This window comes from Salmonella sp. 3C, from assembly GCF_025426275.1.
Taxonomy (GTDB): Bacteria; Pseudomonadota; Gammaproteobacteria; order Enterobacterales; family Enterobacteriaceae; genus Salmonella; species Salmonella enterica.
This window is the reverse complement of record NZ_CP104858.1, coordinates 3055322-3076605: the sequence shown is the minus strand read 5'-3', so window position 1 is coordinate 3076605 and position 21284 is coordinate 3055322. Positions and strand designations below refer to the sequence as shown.

Annotated in this window: 19 protein-coding genes; 9 read left to right on the top strand and 10 right to left on the bottom strand. The window is 53.7% G+C overall.

What is annotated here, in order from left to right; all coding sequences use genetic code 11:
* Positions 1 to 84: 84 nt before the first annotated feature.
* Both fetB and fetA read right to left on the bottom strand, forming a co-directional pair.
* On the bottom strand, positions 85 to 864 hold the full coding sequence (gene fetB, locus N7E69_RS14495; protein WP_001002132.1) for an iron efflux ABC transporter permease subunit FetB: 780 nt from the start codon (positions 862 to 864) through the stop codon (positions 85 to 87).
* Positions 851 to 1528, bottom strand: a complete 678-nt coding sequence (gene fetA, locus N7E69_RS14490; protein ID WP_000140194.1) for an iron efflux ABC transporter ATP-binding subunit FetA — start codon at positions 1526 to 1528, stop codon at positions 851 to 853. The genes fetB and fetA overlap by 14 nt, the downstream gene beginning before the upstream one ends.
* Before the next feature lie 146 nt (positions 1529 to 1674).
* Between fetA and N7E69_RS14485 the strand changes: the two genes are divergently transcribed.
* Entirely contained in the window at positions 1675 to 2592 is a 918-nt protein-coding gene (locus N7E69_RS14485; protein ID WP_000906146.1) for an SPFH domain-containing protein, read from the top strand.
* Positions 2589 to 3041 (top strand): NfeD family protein, encoded by a 453-nt coding sequence (locus tag N7E69_RS14480; RefSeq protein WP_000561181.1) that lies wholly within the window; start codon positions 2589 to 2591, stop codon positions 3039 to 3041. The genes N7E69_RS14485 and N7E69_RS14480 overlap by 4 nt, the downstream gene beginning before the upstream one ends.
* On the opposite strand, the gene cueR is transcribed toward N7E69_RS14480, so the two are convergent.
* Complete coding sequence (gene cueR / locus N7E69_RS14475; protein WP_001026757.1) at positions 3042 to 3458, bottom strand: Cu(I)-responsive transcriptional regulator; 417 nt, start codon at positions 3456 to 3458, stop codon at positions 3042 to 3044. It abuts the gene before it with no gap.
* 109 nt (positions 3459 to 3567) lie between these two features.
* On the opposite strand from cueR, the gene copA reads away from it, so the two are divergent.
* The 4 genes from copA (at position 3568) to ybaK (ending at position 8611) form a co-directional block, all read left to right on the top strand.
* Positions 3568 to 6069 (top strand): copper-exporting P-type ATPase CopA, encoded by a 2502-nt coding sequence (gene copA, locus N7E69_RS14470; protein WP_000083895.1) that lies wholly within the window; start codon positions 3568 to 3570, stop codon positions 6067 to 6069.
* Between the two features lie 153 nt (positions 6070 to 6222).
* A complete protein-coding gene (locus tag N7E69_RS14465) occupies positions 6223 to 7050 on the top strand; it encodes a lysozyme inhibitor LprI family protein (protein ID WP_261743120.1) in 828 nt (275 codons plus the stop codon).
* A gap of 85 nt (positions 7051 to 7135) precedes the next feature.
* Complete coding sequence (locus N7E69_RS14460; RefSeq protein ID WP_000421861.1) at positions 7136 to 7930, top strand: TraB/GumN family protein; 795 nt, start codon at positions 7136 to 7138, stop codon at positions 7928 to 7930.
* A gap of 201 nt (positions 7931 to 8131) precedes the next feature.
* The gene (ybaK, locus tag N7E69_RS14455) at positions 8132 to 8611 is read left to right on the top strand and encodes a Cys-tRNA(Pro)/Cys-tRNA(Cys) deacylase YbaK (protein WP_000186618.1); all 480 of its coding nucleotides are present in this window, start codon (positions 8132 to 8134) and stop codon (positions 8609 to 8611) included.
* Between the two features lie 116 nt (positions 8612 to 8727).
* Here the strand turns inward: ybaK and ushA are convergent, their stop codons facing one another.
* The gene (gene ushA, locus N7E69_RS14450) at positions 8728 to 10380 is read right to left on the bottom strand and encodes a bifunctional UDP-sugar hydrolase/5'-nucleotidase UshA (protein WP_000670408.1); all 1653 of its coding nucleotides are present in this window, start codon (positions 10378 to 10380) and stop codon (positions 8728 to 8730) included.
* Positions 10381 to 10552: 172 nt separating this feature from the next.
* On the opposite strand from ushA, the gene N7E69_RS14445 reads away from it, so the two are divergent.
* On the top strand, positions 10553 to 11773 hold the full coding sequence (locus N7E69_RS14445) for an MFS transporter (protein ID WP_001251592.1): 1221 nt from the start codon (positions 10553 to 10555) through the stop codon (positions 11771 to 11773).
* Between the two features lie 214 nt (positions 11774 to 11987).
* Positions 11988 to 13664, top strand: coding sequence for a YbaL family putative K(+) efflux transporter (gene ybaL, locus N7E69_RS14440; RefSeq protein WP_108629069.1), 1677 nt, complete (start codon positions 11988 to 11990; stop codon positions 13662 to 13664).
* 48 nt (positions 13665 to 13712) lie between these two features.
* On the opposite strand, the gene gsk is transcribed toward ybaL, so the two are convergent.
* A complete protein-coding gene (gene gsk, locus N7E69_RS14435; protein ID WP_001573960.1) occupies positions 13713 to 15017 on the bottom strand; it encodes an inosine/guanosine kinase in 1305 nt (434 codons plus the stop codon).
* 152 nt (positions 15018 to 15169) lie between these two features.
* Between gsk and aes the strand changes: the two genes are divergently transcribed.
* Positions 15170 to 16141 (top strand): acetyl esterase, encoded by a 972-nt coding sequence (gene aes, locus N7E69_RS14430; RefSeq protein ID WP_000801777.1) that lies wholly within the window; start codon positions 15170 to 15172, stop codon positions 16139 to 16141.
* Here aes and hemH read toward each other — a convergent pair.
* The 5 genes from hemH to N7E69_RS14405 form a co-directional block, all read right to left on the bottom strand.
* On the bottom strand, positions 16138 to 17100 hold the full coding sequence (gene hemH, locus N7E69_RS14425; RefSeq protein WP_001250083.1) for a ferrochelatase: 963 nt from the start codon (positions 17098 to 17100) through the stop codon (positions 16138 to 16140). The two genes, aes and hemH, sit on opposite strands and share 4 nt — an antisense overlap.
* Positions 17101 to 17328: 228 nt before the next feature.
* The gene (gene adk / locus N7E69_RS14420; RefSeq protein WP_001220237.1) at positions 17329 to 17973 is read right to left on the bottom strand and encodes an adenylate kinase; all 645 of its coding nucleotides are present in this window, start codon (positions 17971 to 17973) and stop codon (positions 17329 to 17331) included.
* A 357-nt stretch (positions 17974 to 18330) separates the two neighbouring features.
* Entirely contained in the window at positions 18331 to 20205 is a 1875-nt protein-coding gene (gene htpG / locus N7E69_RS14415; RefSeq protein ID WP_001573956.1) for a molecular chaperone HtpG, read from the bottom strand.
* A 110-nt stretch (positions 20206 to 20315) separates the two neighbouring features.
* Complete coding sequence (recR, locus tag N7E69_RS14410; protein WP_001195023.1) at positions 20316 to 20921, bottom strand: recombination mediator RecR; 606 nt, start codon at positions 20919 to 20921, stop codon at positions 20316 to 20318.
* The gene (locus N7E69_RS14405; RefSeq protein WP_000467098.1) at positions 20921 to 21250 is read right to left on the bottom strand and encodes a YbaB/EbfC family nucleoid-associated protein; all 330 of its coding nucleotides are present in this window, start codon (positions 21248 to 21250) and stop codon (positions 20921 to 20923) included. Before N7E69_RS14405 ends, recR begins: the two co-directional genes overlap by 1 nt.
* Between the last annotated feature and the right edge of the window lie 34 nt (positions 21251 to 21284).

Below are 21284 nucleotides of genomic sequence, written 5' to 3'. Positions count from 1 at the left end.
CCTCTCTTGCCTGATGGCGCGCTTATCTGGCCTACCTGTCGTCCTCAGGCCGGATAAGGCGCTTGCGCCATCATCCGGCAACTATCATGATTTCTTGAGCGGCATCACTACCAACTGATGACGCGAATTATAGAACTTCCGGTAGGTTAAATAGCAGGCAATGATGGTAGACAGGCTGGCTGTCGACAACAGCATAAACGTTACCATAATTTGATATTTAATCGCTTTTACCGGATCGATCCCGGCAAAAATCAGCCCGGACATCATCCCCGGCAGGCTCACCAGCCCAACGGTCTTAGCCGAGTCGATCGTCGGGATAAGCGATGCGCGGATGCTATCGCGGATAAGCCCGGTGGAGGCCATTTTCGGCGTTGCGCCCAAACTTAATTTTTCCTGGATTTGCTGCTGCTCGCTATGAAAACGCAGCCCCAGTTGGTTGTAGCACAGCCCTACCGCCACCATCGCATTGCCGGCGACCATGCCAGCGATGGGAATCACCTGCATCGGCGCAAATTCAATCGAACCGGTAAGCACCAGTACCGTCAGCGTTAGCCCGGCGCCGACGGTGATGGCGATAAACGAGGAGAGAAATGCCTTATCGATATATTTACTGCGCTTTTGCGCGTTCCATGCGGCGTTAAAACAGATGAACAGCACCATCAGCAGCGTCAGGGCGGCATGATTAACGCCAAAGATGTATTTCAGTACATAGCCGACAATAATGAGCTGTATCACCGCCCGGCATACGCTCCACAGAATATCTTTTTCCAGCGCCAGCTTTTCCTTGTGACTGATGAGCATCGCGACCACCACCAGCAGCATCGATAACGCCAGCGAGGTATTGGTAATATTATGCTCGTTCATAACGCGTCTCCTGCATCTCTCCGGCAGATGGCGTTAACGTTATCACCTTATCCGCGTGTTGAATTTCATCTTTATCATGCGTTACCCACAAGACAGCGACCTGCTTATCGCGAACATAGCGATGAATAATATCATTCACATTCTGTTTGTTATGTTCATCCAGCGCGCTGGTTATTTCGTCGAGTAACAGTATTTTCGGCAGAAACTGTAGATTACGAATTAGAGCAATACGCTGTTTTTCTCCGCCGGAAAGCGCGGTAATCGGTTTTTGCAGAATCGTCTCCGGCAGTTCAAAACGCGCCAGATCGTCTGCGAAGGCTGTCGGCTGCGGGCGCTGATGGCGAATTTGCCAGGGAAAAATCAGGTTATCGTAAACCGTATCGCCAAATAGCGCTGGCGTCTGAGCGCAATAAGAAACCTGCTGGCGATAGGCTTCCGGACTCAGAGTAGTAATATCCTGCCCCTCAAAAAGAATCACGCCGATATCAGGGCTTATTAACGAGGCCACCATTTTCAACAACGTACTTTTTCCGCAGCCAGAAGGACCGGTAATTAACTTAAATTCGCCGCGTTGCAGCGTAAAACTGATGTTATTCACTATTTTTGTCGTCGCAGTCCGGTAACCGACCTGCTTTAACTCAAGCAACATGCTACGTTCTGTCATTTATTGCGCATCCGTTGTTCATATTTTGATAGCGATAGTGTATCCCTGTAATTAATAAGGGGGGAACATGCTTTACTGAATCAGGTATAATTCGCTTAATTCGTCAGCAAAATCGGTTTATGGACAACGCAACAGGAGGTTTAGCTATGCTCATTCTTATCCCTATTCTCATTTTCGTCGCGCTGGTGATCGTCGGCGCGGGCGTCAAAATCGTTCCGCAGGGATACCAGTGGACGGTGGAGCGCTTTGGACGTTACACCAAAACCCTGCAGCCGGGATTAAGCCTTGTTGTACCGTTTATGGACAGAATTGGCCGCAAGATCAATATGATGGAGCAGGTGCTGGATATTCCGTCGCAGGAGGTGATCTCAAAAGATAACGCCAACGTCACTATCGATGCGGTCTGTTTTATTCAGGTTATCGATGCGCCGCGCGCCGCTTATGAAGTCAGTAACCTGGAACTGGCGATCATTAACCTGACCATGACCAATATCCGTACGGTGCTCGGTTCGATGGAGCTGGATGAAATGCTCTCCCAGCGCGACAGCATCAACACGCGGCTGCTACATATTGTCGATGAAGCCACCAACCCGTGGGGAATTAAAGTTACCCGTATCGAAATTCGCGATGTCCGCCCGCCCGCGGAATTGATCTCCTCGATGAACGCCCAGATGAAAGCGGAACGTACCAAACGCGCCTATATCCTTGAGGCCGAAGGGGTACGTCAGGCGGAAATCCTGAAAGCCGAGGGGGAAAAACAGTCGCAGATTCTGAAAGCCGAAGGCGAACGTCAGTCCGCTTTCCTGCAGGCGGAAGCGCGCGAACGTTCCGCCGAAGCGGAAGCCCGCGCTACGCAGATGGTATCTGAAGCCATCGCCGCCGGGGATATTCAGGCGATAAACTACTTCGTGGCGCAGAAATACACCGAAGCGTTACAGCAAATCGGCTCGGCGAATAACAGCAAAGTGGTCATGATGCCGCTGGATGCCAGCAGTCTGATGGGCGCTATCGCCGGGATCAGCGAGCTGGTTAAGGACAGCGCCAGCGAACGGAAAAAAGCATGATAGCGATGATTCTGGTACATCCGCATATCTTCTGGCTTAGCCTCGGCGGCCTGTTGTTGGCTGCGGAAATGCTCGGCGGTAACGGCTATTTGCTGTGGAGCGGCGTGGCGGCAGTGATTACCGGCTTAACCGTCTGGCTCTTACCGCTCGGCTGGGAATGGCAGGGCGTGCTGTTTTCGGCCTTAACGTTGCTGGCGGCCTGGCTTTGGTGGCGCTGGCTGGCGCGTCGCGTGCGGGAACAAAAGCCGACCGACAGCCGCCTTAACCAACGCGGACAACAACTGGTAGGCCGCCGGTTTATGCTTGATGCCGCGTTAGTGAACGGACGGGGTCATATGCGTGTCGGCGACAGCTCGTGGCCGGTATGCGCTGACGAAGACCTGCGCGCAGGTACGCATGTCGAAGTGATCGCCGTGGAAGGCATCACCTTACGCATTCGTGCCGTTTAATCAACGTGGCTTTTGCGCCTTGTGATGACAGCAGCCGGAAAGATTATCAATAATCGGGCAGTCGGCGCTGTCATCGCCGGGACAACTCTCCGCCAGCGCCAGCAGTTGATCGCGCATTGATTGCAGCTCGCTGATATGGCGCTCGATCTCCGCGACCTTTTCCAGCGTCCGCTTTTTCACATCTGCGCTATGGCGTCGCGGAGCGTTAAACAGATTGACCAGTTCGCCACACTCTTCCAGATTAAACCCCACCTGCCTCGCCTGTCGCAGCAACGTCAGCTCGTTTAAATGCTTCTGCGTGTAGGTGCGATAACCATTTTCGCTACGTAATGGCGGCGTCACCAGCCCTTTCTCTTCATAAAACCGAATGGCTTTGCTGGTTAAACCGGTTTTTTTCGCCACATCGCTAATATTCATATTTCCCCCTTGACCTTAACCTTGCTGGAAGGTTTAACCTTTATCACAGTGAGTCACTACGATTACTAAGGTCAATGAATTGATGACCAATCATAAAGGAGTTTTTACTATGTCTCAAACTATCGACCTGACCCTGGACGGTTTGTCCTGCGGTCATTGCGTTAAACGCGTGAAAGAATGTCTTGAACAACGTCCGGATGTTGAGCTGGCGGACGTTACCGTAACCGAAGCGCACGTTACCGGTACGGCCAGTGCGGACGCGTTAATTGAAACCATCAAACAAGCCGGGTATGGCGCGACGTTAAGCCACCCAAAGGCTAAACCGCTGACGGAGTCATCAATCCCGTCGGAAGCACTGGCAGCGGTTCCTCATGAGCTTCCGGTAGCGACGGCCGATGAAGAAAGCCAACAGTTGCTGTTAAGCGGCATGAGCTGCGCCAGTTGTGTCACCCGCGTACAACATGCGCTACAAAGCGTACCGGGCGTCACGCAGGCACGGGTAAACCTGGCGGAACGCACTGCGCTGGTGATGGGCAGCGCGTCCGCCGCTGATTTAGTGCAGGCGGTGGAAAAAGCCGGCTACGGCGCAGAGGCGATTGAAGATGACATCAAACGCCGCGAGCGCCAGCAGGAAACCGCCATCGCCACCATGAAACGTTTTCGCTGGCAGGCCATCGTCGCCCTGGCGGTCGGTATACCGGTCATGGTCTGGGGGATGATCGGCGATAACATGATGGTGACCGGCGACAACCGCAGCCTGTGGCTGGCTATTGGCCTGATCACGCTTGCGGTGATGGTCTTTGCGGGCGGTCACTTTTACCGTAACGCGTGGAAAAGCCTGCTGAACGGCACGGCGACGATGGATACGCTGGTGGCGCTCGGCACCGGGGTCGCCTGGCTCTACTCCATGAGCGTCAACCTGTGGCCGCAGTGGTTCCCGATGGAAGCACGGCACCTCTATTACGAAGCCAGCGCGATGATTATCGGTCTGATTAATCTCGGACACATGCTGGAAGCGCGCGCCCGTCAGCGTTCCTCAAAAGCGCTGGAAAAATTACTCGATCTCACCCCGCCCACCGCACGCGTCGTGACAGAAGACGGCGAAAAAAGCGTCCCGCTGGCGGACGTTCAGCCAGGGATGCTACTGCGACTCACTACCGGCGATCGCGTGCCGGTGGATGGCGAAATTACCCAGGGCGAAGCGTGGCTTGATGAAGCCATGCTGACCGGCGAACCTATTCCGCAGCAAAAAGGCGAAGGCGACAGCGTTCATGCCGGCACCGTCGTCCAGGACGGCAGCGTCCTGTTCCGCGCCAGCGCGGTGGGCAGCCATACCACGCTGTCACGCATTATTCGCATGGTACGCCAGGCGCAAAGCAGTAAACCGGAAATTGGCCAACTGGCCGATAAAATCTCCGCGGTATTCGTTCCCGTCGTCGTGGCCATTGCGCTGTTCAGCGCCGCTATCTGGTATTTCTTCGGGCCGGCGCCGCAAATTGTTTATACGCTGGTCATCGCCACCACCGTACTGATTATCGCCTGCCCTTGCGCATTAGGCCTGGCGACGCCAATGTCGATTATTTCCGGCGTAGGCCGCGCTGCCGAATTCGGCGTGCTGGTACGCGACGCCGATGCCCTGCAACGCGCCAGTACGTTGGATACCCTCGTTTTTGATAAAACCGGGACGCTGACGGAAGGCAAGCCGCAAGTGGTGGCGATAAAAACCTTTAACGGCGTTGAGGAAGCTCAGGCATTACGTCTGGCTGCCGCGCTCGAACAAGGCTCCAGCCACCCGCTGGCCCATGCGATTCTGGAAAAAGCCGGCGATGATAAACTGCCGCAGGTGAACGGTTTCAGAACGCTGCGCGGACTGGGCGTCAGCGGTGAAGCGGAAGGTCATCAACTGCTTCTGGGGAACCAGGCGTTGCTGAACGAACAGCACGTCGCCACGGATGATATGACGGCGGAAATCACCGCGCAGGCCTCGCAAGGCTCGACTCCGGTCCTGCTGGCGATTGACGGTAAAGCGGCGGCGTTACTGGCGGTACGCGATCCATTGCGCAGCGATAGTATTGCCGCGCTTGAACGCCTGCACAACGCCGGATACCGTCTGGTAATGCTCACCGGGGATAACCCAACGACGGCTAACGCGATTGCCAAAGAAGCGGGCATTGATGAAGTGATTGCGGGCGTTCTGCCGGATGGCAAAGCCGATGCGATTAAACGTCTGCAAAGCCAGGGTCGTCAGGTTGCGATGGTCGGCGATGGTATCAACGATGCGCCCGCGCTGGCGCAGGCGGACGTCGGTATCGCGATGGGCGGCGGCAGTGATGTGGCGATTGAAACCGCGGCGATTACGCTGATGCGCCATAGTCTGATGGGCGTGGCGGATGCGCTGGCCATTTCGCGCGCGACGTTGCGCAATATGAAGCAAAACCTGCTTGGCGCATTTATCTACAACAGCATTGGTATCCCGGTGGCCGCCGGTATTCTGTGGCCGTTTACCGGTACCTTGTTAAACCCGGTAGTAGCAGGCGCGGCAATGGCGCTGTCTTCCATTACCGTCGTCAGCAATGCCAACCGGCTATTGCGTTTTAAACCGAAAGCGTAAAAACGCTATATCAGGCAGCATCAGCTGCCTGATATATTATTAAGCCATCAGTAATTTACCGTATCAATATATAAAAATTTAACCGCACATCCTGTAGAAAAATAAAAAACAACATTTTATAATGTTTTTTTGAATCATAAGGATGTGTTATTTATGTTTAGAAAAGCAGTTACGCTTCGTTTCCTGCTTTCTCCCGCCGTCAGTTATGCAGGGTTATTTGATTCCACTCCAGAGTTAAAATGTGGCAACGATAATGCAGTCACGGCGGCAAAAGAATGGATTTACAATGAAGCATTAGGTCGTTTACAGCAAGACTATATTAAAGAGCCCACCACGCTTTTCTTCGATATCCCCCAGACTCAATACGAGCAGCAACTCCGGGCTATTCCTGTTCAATTCAGTGATGTAATCACGCAGAACCCTCAAGCAGAAAATGCCAACTTACGAACTTGCTCGGCTACCATCGCCATGGGTATTCCTCAGCCATTATTTAAATTAATGAAAGACTTACCAAATACTCTATTCTATATTTCACAAGGGGATGGACAGGTAATAAACAATACGGTGACCTGGAAACAGGTTAACTACAATATTCAGCTAGCAGACAACAACAAAGATATTGTTGTCACCCCTGTGCAAAAAACCGATAAATTGGCGCGGTCTATTTATGTAATGGCAAGAATGACGGTATCTGGTGATAGCATTATAAAGAAAAAAAATAACTCACTGATTGAAATCGCAGCAAAGAAATTTGAGAGTAGAGATCGCGAGCTTAATCAGGTCTGGAAATCGCTACCCGCCTCTGCCCGAACGGCATTAAAACAAGAGCAGCGAGTCTGGGTGACCAAAAAAGAGCAGCAGTGCGGCAAACTTAGCGATGCAAAATCCGAGGCCATACCTGCTGAGAAGCGCATCAGTATTTATAAATGCCAGCTTGAAATGACCATCGCCAGAACGGCCTATCTCGACGGTAGCGAATAACCCGACCGATCGTTGACGTCCCGTCAGGGCGCATTGCGCCCTTTTCTCCAACGCGCTAGCATGAGCTTTTTCAAAGGGAGCGCGTATGGAGCTATTAAATCAACTTAAACGTTTATGGCGCGCGCTGCGTGGTACCCCAAATAGTTGGCCTGCTATCGATCTCTCCCTGCCCGGCGGTCGTCATCTGCATCTGGTTGGCAGTATCCATATGGGAACGCGCGATATGGCTCCTCTTCCAGCAAAGCTGGTGAAAAAGCTACGCCAGGCCGATGCGCTGGTCGTTGAAGCGGATATTTCCGGTAACGAAACGCCATTCAGCAATCTCCCCAAATGCCCGCCGTTGGTCGAACGTCTCAGCGCCGGGCAGCTAAGCGCACTGGAAAAACGGGTCAGCGAGTTGGGTATGCCGCTGATCCATTTTGATAATCAACCTTTATGGCAGATAGCTATGGTGCTACAAGCCACGCAGGCGCAACGGCTGGGATTGCGCCCGGACTATGGCATTGATTATCAGTTATTACAGGCTGCCCGCGAAATGTCGCTGCCGGTGCAAGAGCTGGAAGGGGCGAAACACCAGCTCGAACTACTATGCGATCTGCCCGATGGCGGGATGGCGCTGCTCGACGACACGCTGACGCACTGGCACACCAACGCACGGCTTTTGCAGGTGATGATCGGCTGGTGGCTTGAACAGCCGCCGACCAGCGTCGGCGCTTCGCTCCCCAGAACGTTTAGCCAACCGCTGTATGATGTACTGATGGTAAAACGCAATGAAGCCTGGCGCGACGCGCTGCTGGCACTGCCGCCGGGACGCTACGTGGTAGCCGTAGGGGCGCTACATCTGTACGGCGAAGGCAACCTACCGCAAATATTGAAATAAAAAAATGGCCAATATCGCTATTGGCCCGTCAAAGAGGAATTTCATCGTTATTATTATCCCGACGCTTTCGCTTCGGATCTTCAGATTGTCGCTCAAAGTTGCCGCAACTGCCAAGACCTAATGCACAAGATTATACTATTTTTTAGTCCGCTTTCGGGCGTATGCTGATGGCAAATCACGTCTGTAGTAAGAAGGAACGTTATGACACCCGCAGTTAAGTTACTCGAAAAAAACAAGATTCCGTTTAACATTCACACCTACGATCACGATCCGAATGAAACTAACTTTGGCGATGAAGTGGTGCGTAAGCTCGGGCTAAACGCCGATCAGGTGTATAAAACGCTTTTGGTCGCCGTGAATGGCGATATGAAGCAACTGGCCGTCGCCGTGACGCCTGTAGCCGGACAGCTGGATTTGAAAAAAGTCGCCAAAGCTCTGGGCGCGAAAAAGGTCGATATGGCCGACCCGATGGTGGCGCAACGCACCACGGGATATCTGGTCGGCGGGATCAGTCCGCTGGGACAGAAGAAACGGCTGCCCACGCTGATTGACGCGCCAGCCCGCACGTTTGCCACTATTTATGTTTCCGGTGGTAAACGCGGGCTGGATATTGAACTGGCGGCTGACGATTTGGCCGCCATCCTGGGTGCTAAATTCGCTGATATCGCGCGTCGGGATTAAGCCTGCGTAAAATACATTGCCGGATAGCGGCGCAAACGCCTTATCCGGCCTACAGCAGACATAATCCGTAGGCCTTAAGGCTGCGCGCCATCAGGCAGTGATGGCTATCCGTACCGCTACAGCCAGCTCACCTCGCCTTTTGGCGTAAACGCCGCCGCATCCAGCGGTGAATTTTGCTGAATAAACTCTTTCAGCACTTCCGCGTCAATAAACCCGGTATTCACGTATCCCGGTTTGTTATCGATGCGCGGATAACCATCGCCGCCCGTGGCGTTGAAACTCAGCGTCGCCATGCGATAGGTTTTAGCCGGATCAACAGGCTCGCCTTTGATTTTCAGATCGGTGAGCTTGCCCTCTTTGGCGACAAAGCTCACATTGGCGAACTGTGGATAGGCGCCGGAGTCCGGTTTCATCTGTGCTACGGCGGTGAGATAATCAACTACCTCTTTGCCGCTCATATCGGCATACACCACAATGTTGCCGAACGGCTGTACCTTGAGCACGCTTTTATAGGTAATATCTCCCGCCTCAATCGAGTCGCGAATACCGCCGCCGCTCATCACGCCAAAATCGGCGCCGGTGCGCGCGATCTGCGCAGCCAGAATCACCCGTCCCATATTGGTCTGGACAAATCTGACCTTACTGCGATCGCCTTCAAGAAGGCCATTCACGCTACCAATTTTCACCTCCAGTTGCGCTTTACCTTTATTCTGGAACGGCGTTAATAACGAGAGCATTTGCGGATTTTCGGCGATTTCCGGCGTGTAAAGTACACGCTCGTTTTTCCCGTTATCCCAGGTCACTTTTTTCTTGAGATTTACCGGAATAAGCTGGTAGTTAACCATTTTCATCTCGCCGTTACGGAATTCGAAATCCGCGCGGCCCACATATTTACCCCACTCATGCGCCTGCACGATCCAGATACCATTTTGCTTATCCGGCGCGCAGGGCGTTCCCGGTACGTAATTCACCTGTTTTTTATTTTCCGACGCCATACATACCGGGTCTTGTGAGTGACCGCCCACAATCATCGCCAGCGAACCGGCAGGCAGGCTACGCGCCATCTCAACGTCGCCCGGCGCGTTCGAACCGTGATCGCCGTTGTCATAATGTCCCATATGCGTGGTCGCGATAATCACGTCCGGTTTTTCATTCATATTAAGTTCCTGAATCACCACCTTTGCTTCTTCAGCAGGTTTACGAAACTCAATATCGGTGAAATATTCCGGGTTGCCTATTTTCGCCGTGTCATCGGTGGTTAAGCCGATTACCGCGATTTTTATATCCTGGCGTGTAAAAATAGCCCACGGCTTAAACAGACGCTCGCCGGTACTTTTTTGATAAATATTGGCGGAAAGAAAGGGAAACTTCGCCCACTTTTCCTGCTGGCGCAATACGGTGAGCGGATTATCAAATTCATGATTACCGACGGCCATAGCGTCGTAGACAATCAGATTCATCCCGCGGAAATCGGGCTCCGCATCTTGGAGATCGGATTCCGGCACCCCGGTATTAATGTCGCCGCCGGATAACAACAGGACGCTTCCCCCCTCTTGCGCCACCTCTTTACGGATACTGTCCACCAGCGTTTTTTGCGCCGCCAGACCATATTCGCCATATTCGCTGCGCCAGAAGTGACCGTGGTGATCGTTGGTATGCAGGATAGTAATTTTATAGGTTTTATCTTTTTCGTAAGCCTGTGCAGGCTGAGTCGTCAGCGCGAACGCCGCCAGTAACGCCAGCGCCACACCCCGTTTCAAAAATTTCATCTTTCTCTCCCTGACTCAATATCAACCGCAGAAATTACCTTTCCTTGCAATAATAGACAAATATGTTTTCAGAATTGAGACTTCCTTCAAACACATTTCACAGGTATGTTAGGCAAGTAATAATTACACATCCTACTATCTCCAACATCGCATAAAATTTAAGTGACTTTCTATGGCCATGAGTGAACCAACCCAGCCGTTAGCCGGCGCGCCCGCAGCGGCCGCTAAAGCACGTACTTCGTTTGGTATTTTGGGCGCGATCAGTCTTTCCCATCTGCTGAACGATATGATCCAGTCGCTAATCTTAGCCATTTATCCCCTGTTGCAGGCGGAGTTTTCGCTGACTTTCGTCCAGATAGGTTTGATCACCCTGACGTTCCAGCTCGCCTCATCGCTGCTGCAACCGGTCGTCGGCTACTGGACGGATAAGTATCCCATGCCGTGGTCGCTGCCTATCGGCATGTGTTTTACCCTGAGCGGGCTGGTACTGCTGGCAATGGCGGGAAGTTTTGGCGGCGTATTGCTCGCTGCGGCGCTGGTGGGTACCGGCTCGTCCGTTTTTCACCCGGAATCGTCCCGCGTGGCGCGCATGGCCTCCGGCGGACGTCATGGTCTGGCGCAGTCTATCTTCCAGGTCGGCGGTAACTTCGGCAGTTCGTTGGGTCCGCTGCTGGCCGCCGTGATTATCGCGCCCTATGGCAAAGGGAATGTCGCCTGGTTTGTGCTGGCCGCGCTGCTGGCGATCGTGGTGCTGGCGCAGATCAGCCGCTGGTATGCAGCCCAGCACCGGATAGCGAAAGGCAAGCCAAAAGCGATAATCGCTAACCCGCTGCCGCGCAATAAAGTCGTGCTGGCGGTCAGCGTATTATTGCTACTCATTTTCTCGAAATATTTCTATATGGCGAGCATCAGTAGCTATTACACCTTTTATCTGATGCAAAAATTCGGATTATCAATACAAAACGCGCAGCTCCATCTGTTTGCCTTCCTGTTTGCGGTGGCTGCCGGGACGGTTATCGGCGGGCCGGTGGGCGACAAAATCGGCAGGAAATATGTGATTTGGGGCTCTATTCTCGGTGTCGCGCCGTTTACCCTTGTTTTACCCTACGCCACGCTGTACTGGACGGGGATTTTAACGGTGATTATCGGCTTTATTCTCGCGTCGGCGTTTTCCGCCATTCTGGTGTATGCCCAGGAGTTGCTGCCAGGACGCATCGGTATGGTTTCCGGCCTGTTTTTCGGGTTTGCCTTCGGGATGGGAGGCCTGGGCGCAGCGGTGCTGGGGCTGATTGCCGACCATACCAGTATCTATTTAGTTTATAAAATCTGTGCTTTCCTGCCGCTTCTGGGGATACTGACCATATTCTTACCTGATAATCGACATAAATCGTGATTTTATGGCGGTTAAAGGTACGCTTTAACCGCCTGTACATCCTGATGCCATCTTGCTTTGTCCATCCCATACTTATCACTTTTACGTTCCGTGCTCTTTTTGCCTTCAGATCGTATCTTTTTATAAAACACAACCATTTTTTATAAACATCCTGATTGAAATTATCATAAACTATTACCCGGAGTTTTGGAGTCCAGCAACCAAAGGAGACGGAATGCATCACGCTACCCCGCTTATCACCACCATTGTCGGCGGCCTTGTGCTCGCTTTTATTCTCGGCATGATTGCCAACAAATTGCGTATTTCTCCACTGGTGGGATATCTGTTAGCGGGCGTTCTGGCGGGACCTTTTACCCCGGGTTTTGTTGCGGATACCAAACTGGCGCCGGAGCTGGCGGAGCTCGGCGTGATTCTATTGATGTTCGGCGTCGGGCTGCATTTTTCGCTGAAGGATTTGATGGCGGTAAAGTCTATCGCCATTCCCGGCGCTGTCGCTCAGATAGCGGTGGCGACGCTGCTGGGTATGGCGCTTTCCGCCGTGCTGGGATGGTCATTAATGACCGGCATCGTTTTTGGGCTCTGTCTGTCTACCGCCAGTACCGTCGTCCTGCTGCGCGCGCTTGAGGAGCGACAACTCCTTGATAGCCAGCGCGGGCAAATCGCCATCGGCTGGCTGATTGTCGAAGATCTGGTGATGGTGCTGACGCTGGTCTTGCTGCCCGCCGTTGCCGGCATGGTGGAAAAAGGCGATGTCGGCATAGCCTCGCTGACAGTCGATATGGGGATAACCATTGGTAAAGTGGTGGCGTTTATCGCCATCATGATGCTGGTAGGACGCCGCCTGGTGCCGTGGATTATGGCCCGCAGCGCCGCCACCGGCTCGCGCGAATTATTTACCCTTTCCGTACTGGCGCTGGCGTTAGGCATTGCGTTTGGCGCGGTAGAACTGTTTGACGTCTCTTTTGCGCTGGGCGCGTTCTTCGCTGGAATGGTGCTTAATGAGTCGGAACTGAGTCACCGGGCGGCGCACGATACGTTGCCGCTGCGCGACGCCTTTGCCGTCCTGTTTTTTGTTTCCGTTGGCATGTTGTTCGATCCGTTAGTCTTGATCCAACAGCCGCTGGCGGTGCTGGCGACGCTTGCCATTATCGTCTTTGGTAAATCGATCGCTGCGTTTTTCCTGGTGCGTATGTTCGGCCACTCGCCGCGAACCGCGCTGACCATTGCCGCCAGCCTGGCGCAAATCGGCGAGTTCGCCTTTATTCTCGCCGGACTCGGCATGGCGCTCAACCTGCTGCCGCAGGCGGGACAGAACCTGGTGCTGGCAGGCGCTATTTTGTCGATTATGCTTAATCCCGTACTGTTTACCCTGCTGGAGAAGTATCTGGCGAAAACCGAAACGCTGGAAGAGCAAACTCTGGAAGAGGCTATCGAAGAAAAGAAGCAAATTCCGGTGGATATCTGTAATCATGCCCTGCTGGTGGGTTTTGGCCGCGTAGGCAGTCTGCTGGGAGAAAAATTACTGGCGGCGGGGATTCCGCTGGTGGTTATCGAAACGTCCCGTACCCGCGTGGATGAACTGCGCGAACGCGGGATTCGCGCCGTGCTGGGCAACGCCGCTAACGAAGAAATCATGAATCTGGCGCATCTGGACTGCGCCCGCTGGCTGTTATTGACCATCCCCAACGGTTACGAAGCCGGTGAGATTGTCGCCTCAGCGCGGGAAAAAAGTCCTGATATCGAGATAATCGCCCGCGCACACTATGATGATGAAGTGAAATATATTACCGAGCGGGGAGCCAATCAGGTAGTGATGGGCGAGCGAGAAATTGCCCGGGCGATGTTGGAACTGCTTGAAACGCCGCCCGCAGGTGAAGTCGTCGCCAGTTAAGGGTTTTCCGGACGGCCCGATGCGCGCAGCGCCATCGGGCAAGCCAGATTAGCGATCCCAGTACGACTCTTCCAGGCTGTCCTCACGTTCCGGCAGCCCGCGTGTCAGACGCGGAGAATGCTGGTTCAGTACCTGATAACTGACACGGTTAGCATATTTACACACCTGCGCCAGCGACGAATAGGTCAGCCAGGTAAATTTGTGCTTACTGGAGTTCGGTACGTTGCTACGATGGTAACTGTTCGCCGTAATATCGTGCAGCAGCGCCGCCAGCGCGCCATCGCCCGCGCCGTTGGTGTTCATGATTTTTTCCGGCCCGCCCATATACGGCGCAATATGCGAATAAACGCGCAGCGGATTAATACAATCTTTATGGCGCATTGCCCGGCTAAATTCATACTGGTTAAATTCAGCAATAGCTCCCGGTAGCAGCGGATGCTGGGTTTTACGTTTTGCTTCCTCTTCGGTGAAGCCCGCCATATATAACCCTATCGGCCCGGCGGTGCATAACACCAGGTCGACCCAGTCCAGCGCCTTATCCGCCGCCAGCAGCGGGTCGTTTTCGCCGGTCAGCGCTTCCGCTTCTTCTTCATTCATTGCCAGAATCGAGACATTCTCTTTGAGAAACGCCTGCCACCACTGCGGATTATCGGCGATCACAAATTTGGTGCCCAGCGTCATGACAACCGGCACGTTATGCTTTTTCGCGTATTCGATCGCTTTCATCGTCGCGTCAGGCATCGGTTCGCCAGGCTTACAGCGCACCAGATATGAGGTCAACACCAGCGCGGAGGCGCCAGCGATCACCGCTTCCGGAATACTTTCCGCCCGTAGCTGATTCATATGGCCGGGGCTGATAGCGAAGGTACGCTCGCCGGATTCGCCAATCAGCGTGAAACAGCGGCCAATCGGGCCATCTACCGCTTGCAGATAATTCAGGTCGGTACGGCTGGAAGTATTACACAGGTAGCGATAAGCGTAGCTGCCAATCTCAATGTTGCTGCACATCACGCCCAGTAACACCGAACGGTCATCCGCCAGTACCGAGTAATTGTGCATCGTATTGCCTATAGTGCCGCCAGCAAACTGATGGGTGATCAGATTTTCCCGCGTCAGTTCCTGATACAGCTTCTCCGCCACCTCGTCTTCTATCACCAGAGAATGCCCGGCGCTTAATCCATAGAGTGTAATAAAATCGTCATCCACTTTCGCCTCAATATCCACCAACGTCTGGTCGATACCGACGACCCAGGAGGCGTTGGTTTCCTGTTCTGGCTGAATTTGTTGCAACAACGGGTCACGCGCATTGACGGGAAAATAGTGTTTGGATTTACGTTTACCGGGAAATTTCATGATTGTGCTTACGGATGAATAACGGAGCGCTGCATGGTAGCACATTCCCCCTGCTGCGCGCGACGGACGATGGCGTTTCAATATCGGACGACGAGATCGCAGTTTCTCCAGCCGCGTTTTTTACAATGGTTCACTTTCACAAGGAGCGTTTTATGAAGCCGGAAAATAAAATTCCCGTACTCACCCGACTGTCAGACGAAATGAAAGCCGTCGTAAACTTCCAGCAACCAGGCCTTCCCCCCTGGCCTGCCGATGGCGATATTGAGACCCAGCGTCAGTATTATCTTCTTGAGCGCCGTTTCTGGAATGCCGACGCGCCGTCCATGACCACCCGCACCTGCGCCGTCCCTACGCCTTATGGCGATGTAACAACCCGGCTCTACTCGCCGCAGCCGACCAGTCAGGCCACCTTATACTATCTGCACGGCGGCGGATTTATCCTCGGTAATCTGGATACGCATGACCGGATAATGCGTCTGCTGGCGCGTTATACCGGCTGCACCGTGATCGGTATTGATTATTCGCTGTCGCCGCAAGCGCGTTATCCGCAGGCCATTGAAGAAACCGTCGCGGTATGCAGCTACTTCTCTCAACATGCCGATGAATACTCGCTCAACGTGGAGAAAATCGGTTTCGCCGGGGATTCCGCAGGCGCCATGCTGGCGCTTGCCAGCGCGCTCTGGCTACGTGATAAGCACATTCGCTGCGGTAACGTTATCGCGATTCTGTTGTGGTATGGGCTGTATGGGTTGCAGGATTCGGTAAGCCGCCGTCTGTTCGGCGGCGCGTGGGACGGCCTGACGCGTGAAGATCTGGACATGTACGAAAAGGCCTATCTGCGTAACGATGAAGATCGGGAATCGCCCTGGTATTGTCTGTTTAATAACGATCTCACGCGCGATGTGCCGCCCTGCTTTATTGCCAGCGCGGAGTTTGATCCGCTCATTGATGACAGCCGCTTGCTGCACAAGACATTACAGGCGCACCAGCAGCCCTGCGAATACAAAATGTATCCCGGCACACTGCACGCCTTCCTGCACTATTCGCGAATGATGACAATCGCCGACGATGCCTTGCAGGACGGCGCACGCTTCTTTATGGCGAGGATGAAGACACCGCGTTAACGGTACGGCGCCGTGAGTTTCAGCATCATATCAATATGTTCCGGCGTCGCGTTCAGCGCCGGAATGTACGCATATTTTTTACCGCCCGCTTCAAGGAAAATCTCGCGGTTCTGTTCCGCTATCTCTTCCAGCGTCTCCAGACAATCCGCGGCAAATCCCGGACACATAACCTGAATATGGCCAGTCCCCTTTTCACCCAACATTTTTAGCGTTTCATCGGTGTACGGCGTCAGCCACGGTTCACGGCCAAAGCGCGACTGGAACGTCATCATTACCTTTTCCGGCGGCAGTCCCAATGCGGAAACCAGTTCGCGCGTGGTATCGCGACAGCGCTGCGGGTAGTCATCGCCTTCATCCGCATAACGTTGTGGAATGCCGTGATAGGAGAGCAGAAGCACATCCGGCTCGCCGTGTCTGGCGAACGACTCACGCGCGCTTTTCGCCAGCGCATCGATATAAGCGCTGTCATCTGCGTAATCGCGAATAAATGAGATACCGGGAATACGACGTTTACGCGCCAGTATCCGCCCCAGTTCGTCCCAGACTGCGCCCACCGTTGAGCAAGAGTATTGCGGGTACAACGGCAGCACGACGATATGGTCAACGTCGCTTGCTAACAGTTCATCGACAGCGCTTTCCAGCGAGGGCGAACCGTAGCTCATCCCCAGCGCGACGGGCGTGTCTGGCAACCGCGCGGCCAGCGCCTGTTGCTGTTCGCGGCTATATACCATGAGCGGCGAACCGCCATCCATCCAGATAGATTGATAGAGTTTCGCGACGCGCGGCGAACGCAGCGGTAAAATAACGCCACGCAGCAGCGGCCACCACAGCAGACGAGGAGTATCCACCACGCGTCTGTCGCTTAAAAATTGTTTCAGGTAGCGCTTTACCGCTTCGGGAGTTGGGGCATCTGGCGTGCCAAGGTTAGCCAGCAGGATACCGGTTTTCGTCTGACGCATTGCCGCCTCTTATCTATTCAAATTGTTGATAATTGTAGCGGAAAAGTGATAAAGAAGAACTAATTGCTGCGAGAGGTAAGACGAGAATTCGCCGAATGGCGCTAACGATACCAGCAGGCCGGATAAGGCGTTCAGGCCGCCATCCGGCACCGATTGCCTGATGGCGCTACGCTTATCAGGCTTGCGGGATAATGGCAGGCCTGATAAGCGGTTCACTACGCGAAAAAATTAACCGAGGATTTTTTCCAGCGCTGCGCGCACGTCGGCAACGGCCTGCGTACCGTCAACTTTAGCGTATTTGGTGTTGCCCGCTTCCGCTTCTTTCTGGTAGTAGCCAATCAGCGGCGCGGTCATCTGATGATATTCCACCAGACGTTTGCGAACGGTCTCTTCCTGATCGTCTTTACGGGTCGTCAGATCTTCGCCGGTGACGTCATCTTTGCCTTCCACTTTCGGCGGATTAAACTTTACGTGGTAAACGCGGCCAGAGGCGGCGTGTACGCGGCGGCCCACAATGCGGTCAACGATCAGTTCGTCCGGTACGTCGAATTCCAGCACGTAATCCACGACAATACCCGCTTCTTTCATCGCGTCAGCCTGCGGGATCGTGCGCGGGAAACCATCCAGCAGAAAACCGTTACGGCAGTCTTCCTGGGCGATACGCTCTTTAACCAGCGCAATCACCAGTTCATCGGTCACCAGTTTACCGGCGTCCATGATATCTTTCGCCTGTTTGCCCAACTCGGAGCCTGATTTCACTGCGGCGCGCAGCATATCGCCAGTGGAGATTTGCGGAATACCATATTTCTCCATGATGAACTGAGCCTGAGTTCCTTTACCCGCGCCCGGAGCGCCAAGCAGAATAATACGCATTACGAAAATCCCCTCAAAGGTTGTCGATATTTTTTAAAAAGCGCTAAACGATACCACCATCACGCATTTCGCTCAAGGAAGCCGCCTGATGCTGAAACGGTTAACGAAGAGAAATCGAGAAAAGAGAAGGTATTATAAAAAATGCCGGATGGCGCTGGCGCTTATCCGGCCTACAAACAGTACTCGCCCGTAGGCCGGATAAGATGCTTCGCGTCGCCATCCGGCAGTCACAAAACAGTACTCGTCCGTAGGCCGGATAAGACGTTTCACGTCGCCATCCGGCAGTCACAAAACAGTACCCGTCCGTAGGCCGGATAAGATGCTTCGCGTCGCTATCCGGCAATCAGATGAGCGTTATCAGGACACCAGCAACTGGTTCATACGGCGGATAAACTGGTTCGGATCTTCCAGCGTACCGCGTTCAGCGAACAGCGCCTGATCCAGCAGCAGCTCGACCCACTCTTTAAACTGCGCTTCATCCTCGGTATCGGCAGTGCGTTTAACCAGCACATGATCCGGGTTGAGCTCAAAGATGTATTTCACTTCCGGCACGGACTGACCGGCCGCGGCGAACAGTTTCGCCATCTGGGTGCTCATTTCATCCGCATCGGTGGTGACAATCGCCGGCGTGTCGGTTAAACGATGCGTCAGACGCACCTCTTTCACGCGATCGCCCAGCAGGGTTTTGACACGCTCCACGAACGGCTCAAGCGCCTTTTCCGCTTCTTTCGCGTTTTCGTCGACTTCATCCGCCAGTTTTTCGATGGACTCATCGGCTTTAGCGACCGACTGGAATGCTTTACCGTCAAACTCGGTCAGGTAGTTCATCATCCACTCGTCGATGCGATCGGAGAGCAGCAGCACTTCGATGCCTTTCTTACGCAGCAGTTCCAGGTGCGGGCTGTTTTTCGCCGCCGCATAGCTGTCTGCGGTGATGTAGTAGATTTTTTCCTGCCCTTCTTTCATCCGGGAGACGTAATCTTCCAGCGACACGGTCTGGGCGGAAGAGTCGGTATGGGTGGAGGCAAAGCGCAACAGTTTAGCGATCGCTTCCTGGTTGGCGTGATCTTCCGCCGGGCCTTCTTTCAGCACCAGACCAAACTGTTTCCAGAAGGTTTGGTATTTTTCCGCGTCGTCTTTCGCCAGTTTTTCCAGCATTTGCAGAACGCGTTTGGTTAGGGCGCTGCGCAGATTACGCGTTACCGTGCTGTCCTGCAGGATTTCACGGGAGACGTTCAACGGCAGGTCATTAGAATCAATCAGGCCGCGCACGAAACGCAGATAGTTCGGCATGAACTGCTCGGCATCGTCCATAATGAACACGCGCTGTACGTACAGCTTCAAACCATGTTTGTGATCGCGGTTCCACAGATCCCACGGCGCCTGCGACGGGATATACAGCAGGCTGGTGTACTCCTGCTTACCTTCCACGCGGTTGTGGCTCCAGGTCAGCGGATCGGTGAAATCATGCGCGATGTGCTTGTAAAACTCGTTGTACTCGTCGTCTTTAATTTCCGACTTGTTACGGGTCCACAACGCCTGGGCCTTGTTGATTTTCTCCCAGGAAATCACGGTTTCGCCGTCTTTTTCTTCCCGTTTTTCAATCTCTACCGGCAATGCGATGTGATCGGAATATTTACTGATAATTGAGCGTACGCGCCAGTCATCGAGGAATTCATCTTCGCCTTCACGCAGGTGTAAGGTGATTTCCGTACCACGGTCATTTTTGGTGATATCGGCAACGGTGTATTCGCCTTCGCCTGCCGATTCCCAGAACACGCCATTTTCCGGCTTGTCGCCTACTGCACGGGTACGTACGGTCACTTTATCGGCCACAATAAACGCGGAGTAGAAGCCTACGCCAAACTGACCGATGAGCTGGCTATCTTTCGCCTGATCGGACCCCATTGATTCGAGGAAAGATTTGGTGCCGGACTTGGCAATGGTGCCTAAGTGGTCAATCACCTCATCACGATTCATCCCCACGCCGTTATCGGCAATGGTCAACGTACGCTTATCTTTATCGAAAGAGACGCGCACACGCAGCTCGCCATCTCCTTCATACAGGTCCGGGTTTGACAGAGCGCGGAAACGCAGCTTGTCCGCCGCATCTGAGGCGTTAGAGATGAGTTCACGCAGGAAGATTTCTTTATTGGAATAAAGAGAATGGATCATCAGGTGCAGAAGCTGTTTAACTTCTGACTGAAAACCACGCGTTTCTTGTCCTTTCATGTGGATAGACCTCAACAATGCCATTTTTAATGGTAAAAATACGTTGAGGGTGAGATGGGGACAAGCGGGTGTGATTTCAAGCGGAGGCCGCGAATGCCGCCTCCGTTTGTTCAGAAAATAATCTTATGGCGTCCCGCCAGCGAGTGGGACAGCGTCGTACCGTCGACCATCTCCAGTTCGCCGCCAACCGGCACGCCGTGGGCGATACGACTGGCTTCGACGCCGGCCTCCGCGCACAGCTCGGCAATATAGTTTGCGGTAGCCTCTCCTTCAACCGTCGGGTTGGTCGCGAGGATCAGCTCGCTGATTTTTTCTGACGCCAGCCGCTGTTCCAGACGATCGAGACCGATATCATCCGGCCCGATGCCGTCCAGCGGCGACAGGTGGCCCATCAGCACGAAATACCGCCCGGAAAATTGCCCGGTCTGCTCAATGGCGTAGATATCCGCAGGACTCTCCACCACGCAAATCTGGCCGTTTTCCTGACGCCGCGGGTTCGAACAGATATTACAGACATCCTGCTCGGTAAAGGTGCGGCAGTCGGCGCAGTGGCCGATTTCCGACATCGCCCGGGTCAGCGCCTGCGCCAGGCGCATTCCGCCGCTGCGATCGCGCTGCAACAGGGTAAACGCCATCCGCTGCGCCGACTTAGGGCCGACGCCCGGAAGGCAGCGCAACGCTTCCATAAGCTGAGTTAACAGCGGACTGGTTTGCATCAGAATGGCATCTTAAAGCCTGGCGGCAATTGCATACCGGAAGAGACGGAAGCCATCTTCTCTTTTTGAGTCTCTTCAATGCGGCGCGCCGCATCGTTGAAGGCCGCAGCGACCAGATCTTCCAGCATCTCTTTGTCATCTTCCAGCAGGCTTGGGTCAATTTCCACGCGGCGGCAGTTATGCGCGCCGTTGATGGTAACCTTCACCAGACCCGCGCCGGATTCGCCGGTCACTTCCAGCTGCGCAATCTCTTCCTGCATTTTCTGCATTTTTTCCTGCATCTGCTGGGCCTGCTTCATCAGATTGCCCAGACCGCCTTTTCCAAACATAAGCTCTCTCTCTTGATGGTTCACAATCGCAAGC

Excerpts from the sequence above, each read along its gene's own strand:
- fetB (WP_001002132.1), bottom strand. The coding sequence starts at position 864 with ATGAACGAGCATAATATTACCAATACCTCGCTGGCGTTATCGATGCTG.
- fetA (WP_000140194.1), bottom strand. The coding sequence starts at position 1,528 with ATGACAGAACGTAGCATGTTGCTTGAGTTAAAGCAGGTCGGTTACCGG.
- N7E69_RS14485 (WP_000906146.1), top strand. The coding sequence starts at position 1,675 with ATGCTCATTCTTATCCCTATTCTCATTTTCGTCGCGCTGGTGATCGTC.
- N7E69_RS14480 (WP_000561181.1), top strand. The coding sequence starts at position 2,589 with ATGATAGCGATGATTCTGGTACATCCGCATATCTTCTGGCTTAGCCTC.
- cueR (WP_001026757.1), bottom strand. The coding sequence starts at position 3,458 with ATGAATATTAGCGATGTGGCGAAAAAAACCGGTTTAACCAGCAAAGCC.
- copA (WP_000083895.1), top strand. The coding sequence starts at position 3,568 with ATGTCTCAAACTATCGACCTGACCCTGGACGGTTTGTCCTGCGGTCAT.
- N7E69_RS14465 (WP_261743120.1), top strand. The coding sequence starts at position 6,223 with ATGTTTAGAAAAGCAGTTACGCTTCGTTTCCTGCTTTCTCCCGCCGTC.
- N7E69_RS14460 (WP_000421861.1), top strand. The coding sequence starts at position 7,136 with ATGGAGCTATTAAATCAACTTAAACGTTTATGGCGCGCGCTGCGTGGT.
- ybaK (WP_000186618.1), top strand. The coding sequence starts at position 8,132 with ATGACACCCGCAGTTAAGTTACTCGAAAAAAACAAGATTCCGTTTAAC.
- ushA (WP_000670408.1), bottom strand. The coding sequence starts at position 10,380 with ATGAAATTTTTGAAACGGGGTGTGGCGCTGGCGTTACTGGCGGCGTTC.
- N7E69_RS14445 (WP_001251592.1), top strand. The coding sequence starts at position 10,553 with ATGGCCATGAGTGAACCAACCCAGCCGTTAGCCGGCGCGCCCGCAGCG.
- ybaL (WP_108629069.1), top strand. The coding sequence starts at position 11,988 with ATGCATCACGCTACCCCGCTTATCACCACCATTGTCGGCGGCCTTGTG.
- gsk (WP_001573960.1), bottom strand. The coding sequence starts at position 15,017 with ATGAAATTTCCCGGTAAACGTAAATCCAAACACTATTTTCCCGTCAAT.
- aes (WP_000801777.1), top strand. The coding sequence starts at position 15,170 with ATGAAGCCGGAAAATAAAATTCCCGTACTCACCCGACTGTCAGACGAA.
- hemH (WP_001250083.1), bottom strand. The coding sequence starts at position 17,100 with ATGCGTCAGACGAAAACCGGTATCCTGCTGGCTAACCTTGGCACGCCA.
- adk (WP_001220237.1), bottom strand. The coding sequence starts at position 17,973 with ATGCGTATTATTCTGCTTGGCGCTCCGGGCGCGGGTAAAGGAACTCAG.
- htpG (WP_001573956.1), bottom strand. The coding sequence starts at position 20,205 with ATGAAAGGACAAGAAACGCGTGGTTTTCAGTCAGAAGTTAAACAGCTT.
- recR (WP_001195023.1), bottom strand. The coding sequence starts at position 20,921 with ATGCAAACCAGTCCGCTGTTAACTCAGCTTATGGAAGCGTTGCGCTGC.
- N7E69_RS14405 (WP_000467098.1), bottom strand. The coding sequence starts at position 21,250 with ATGTTTGGAAAAGGCGGTCTGGGCAATCTGATGAAGCAGGCCCAGCAG.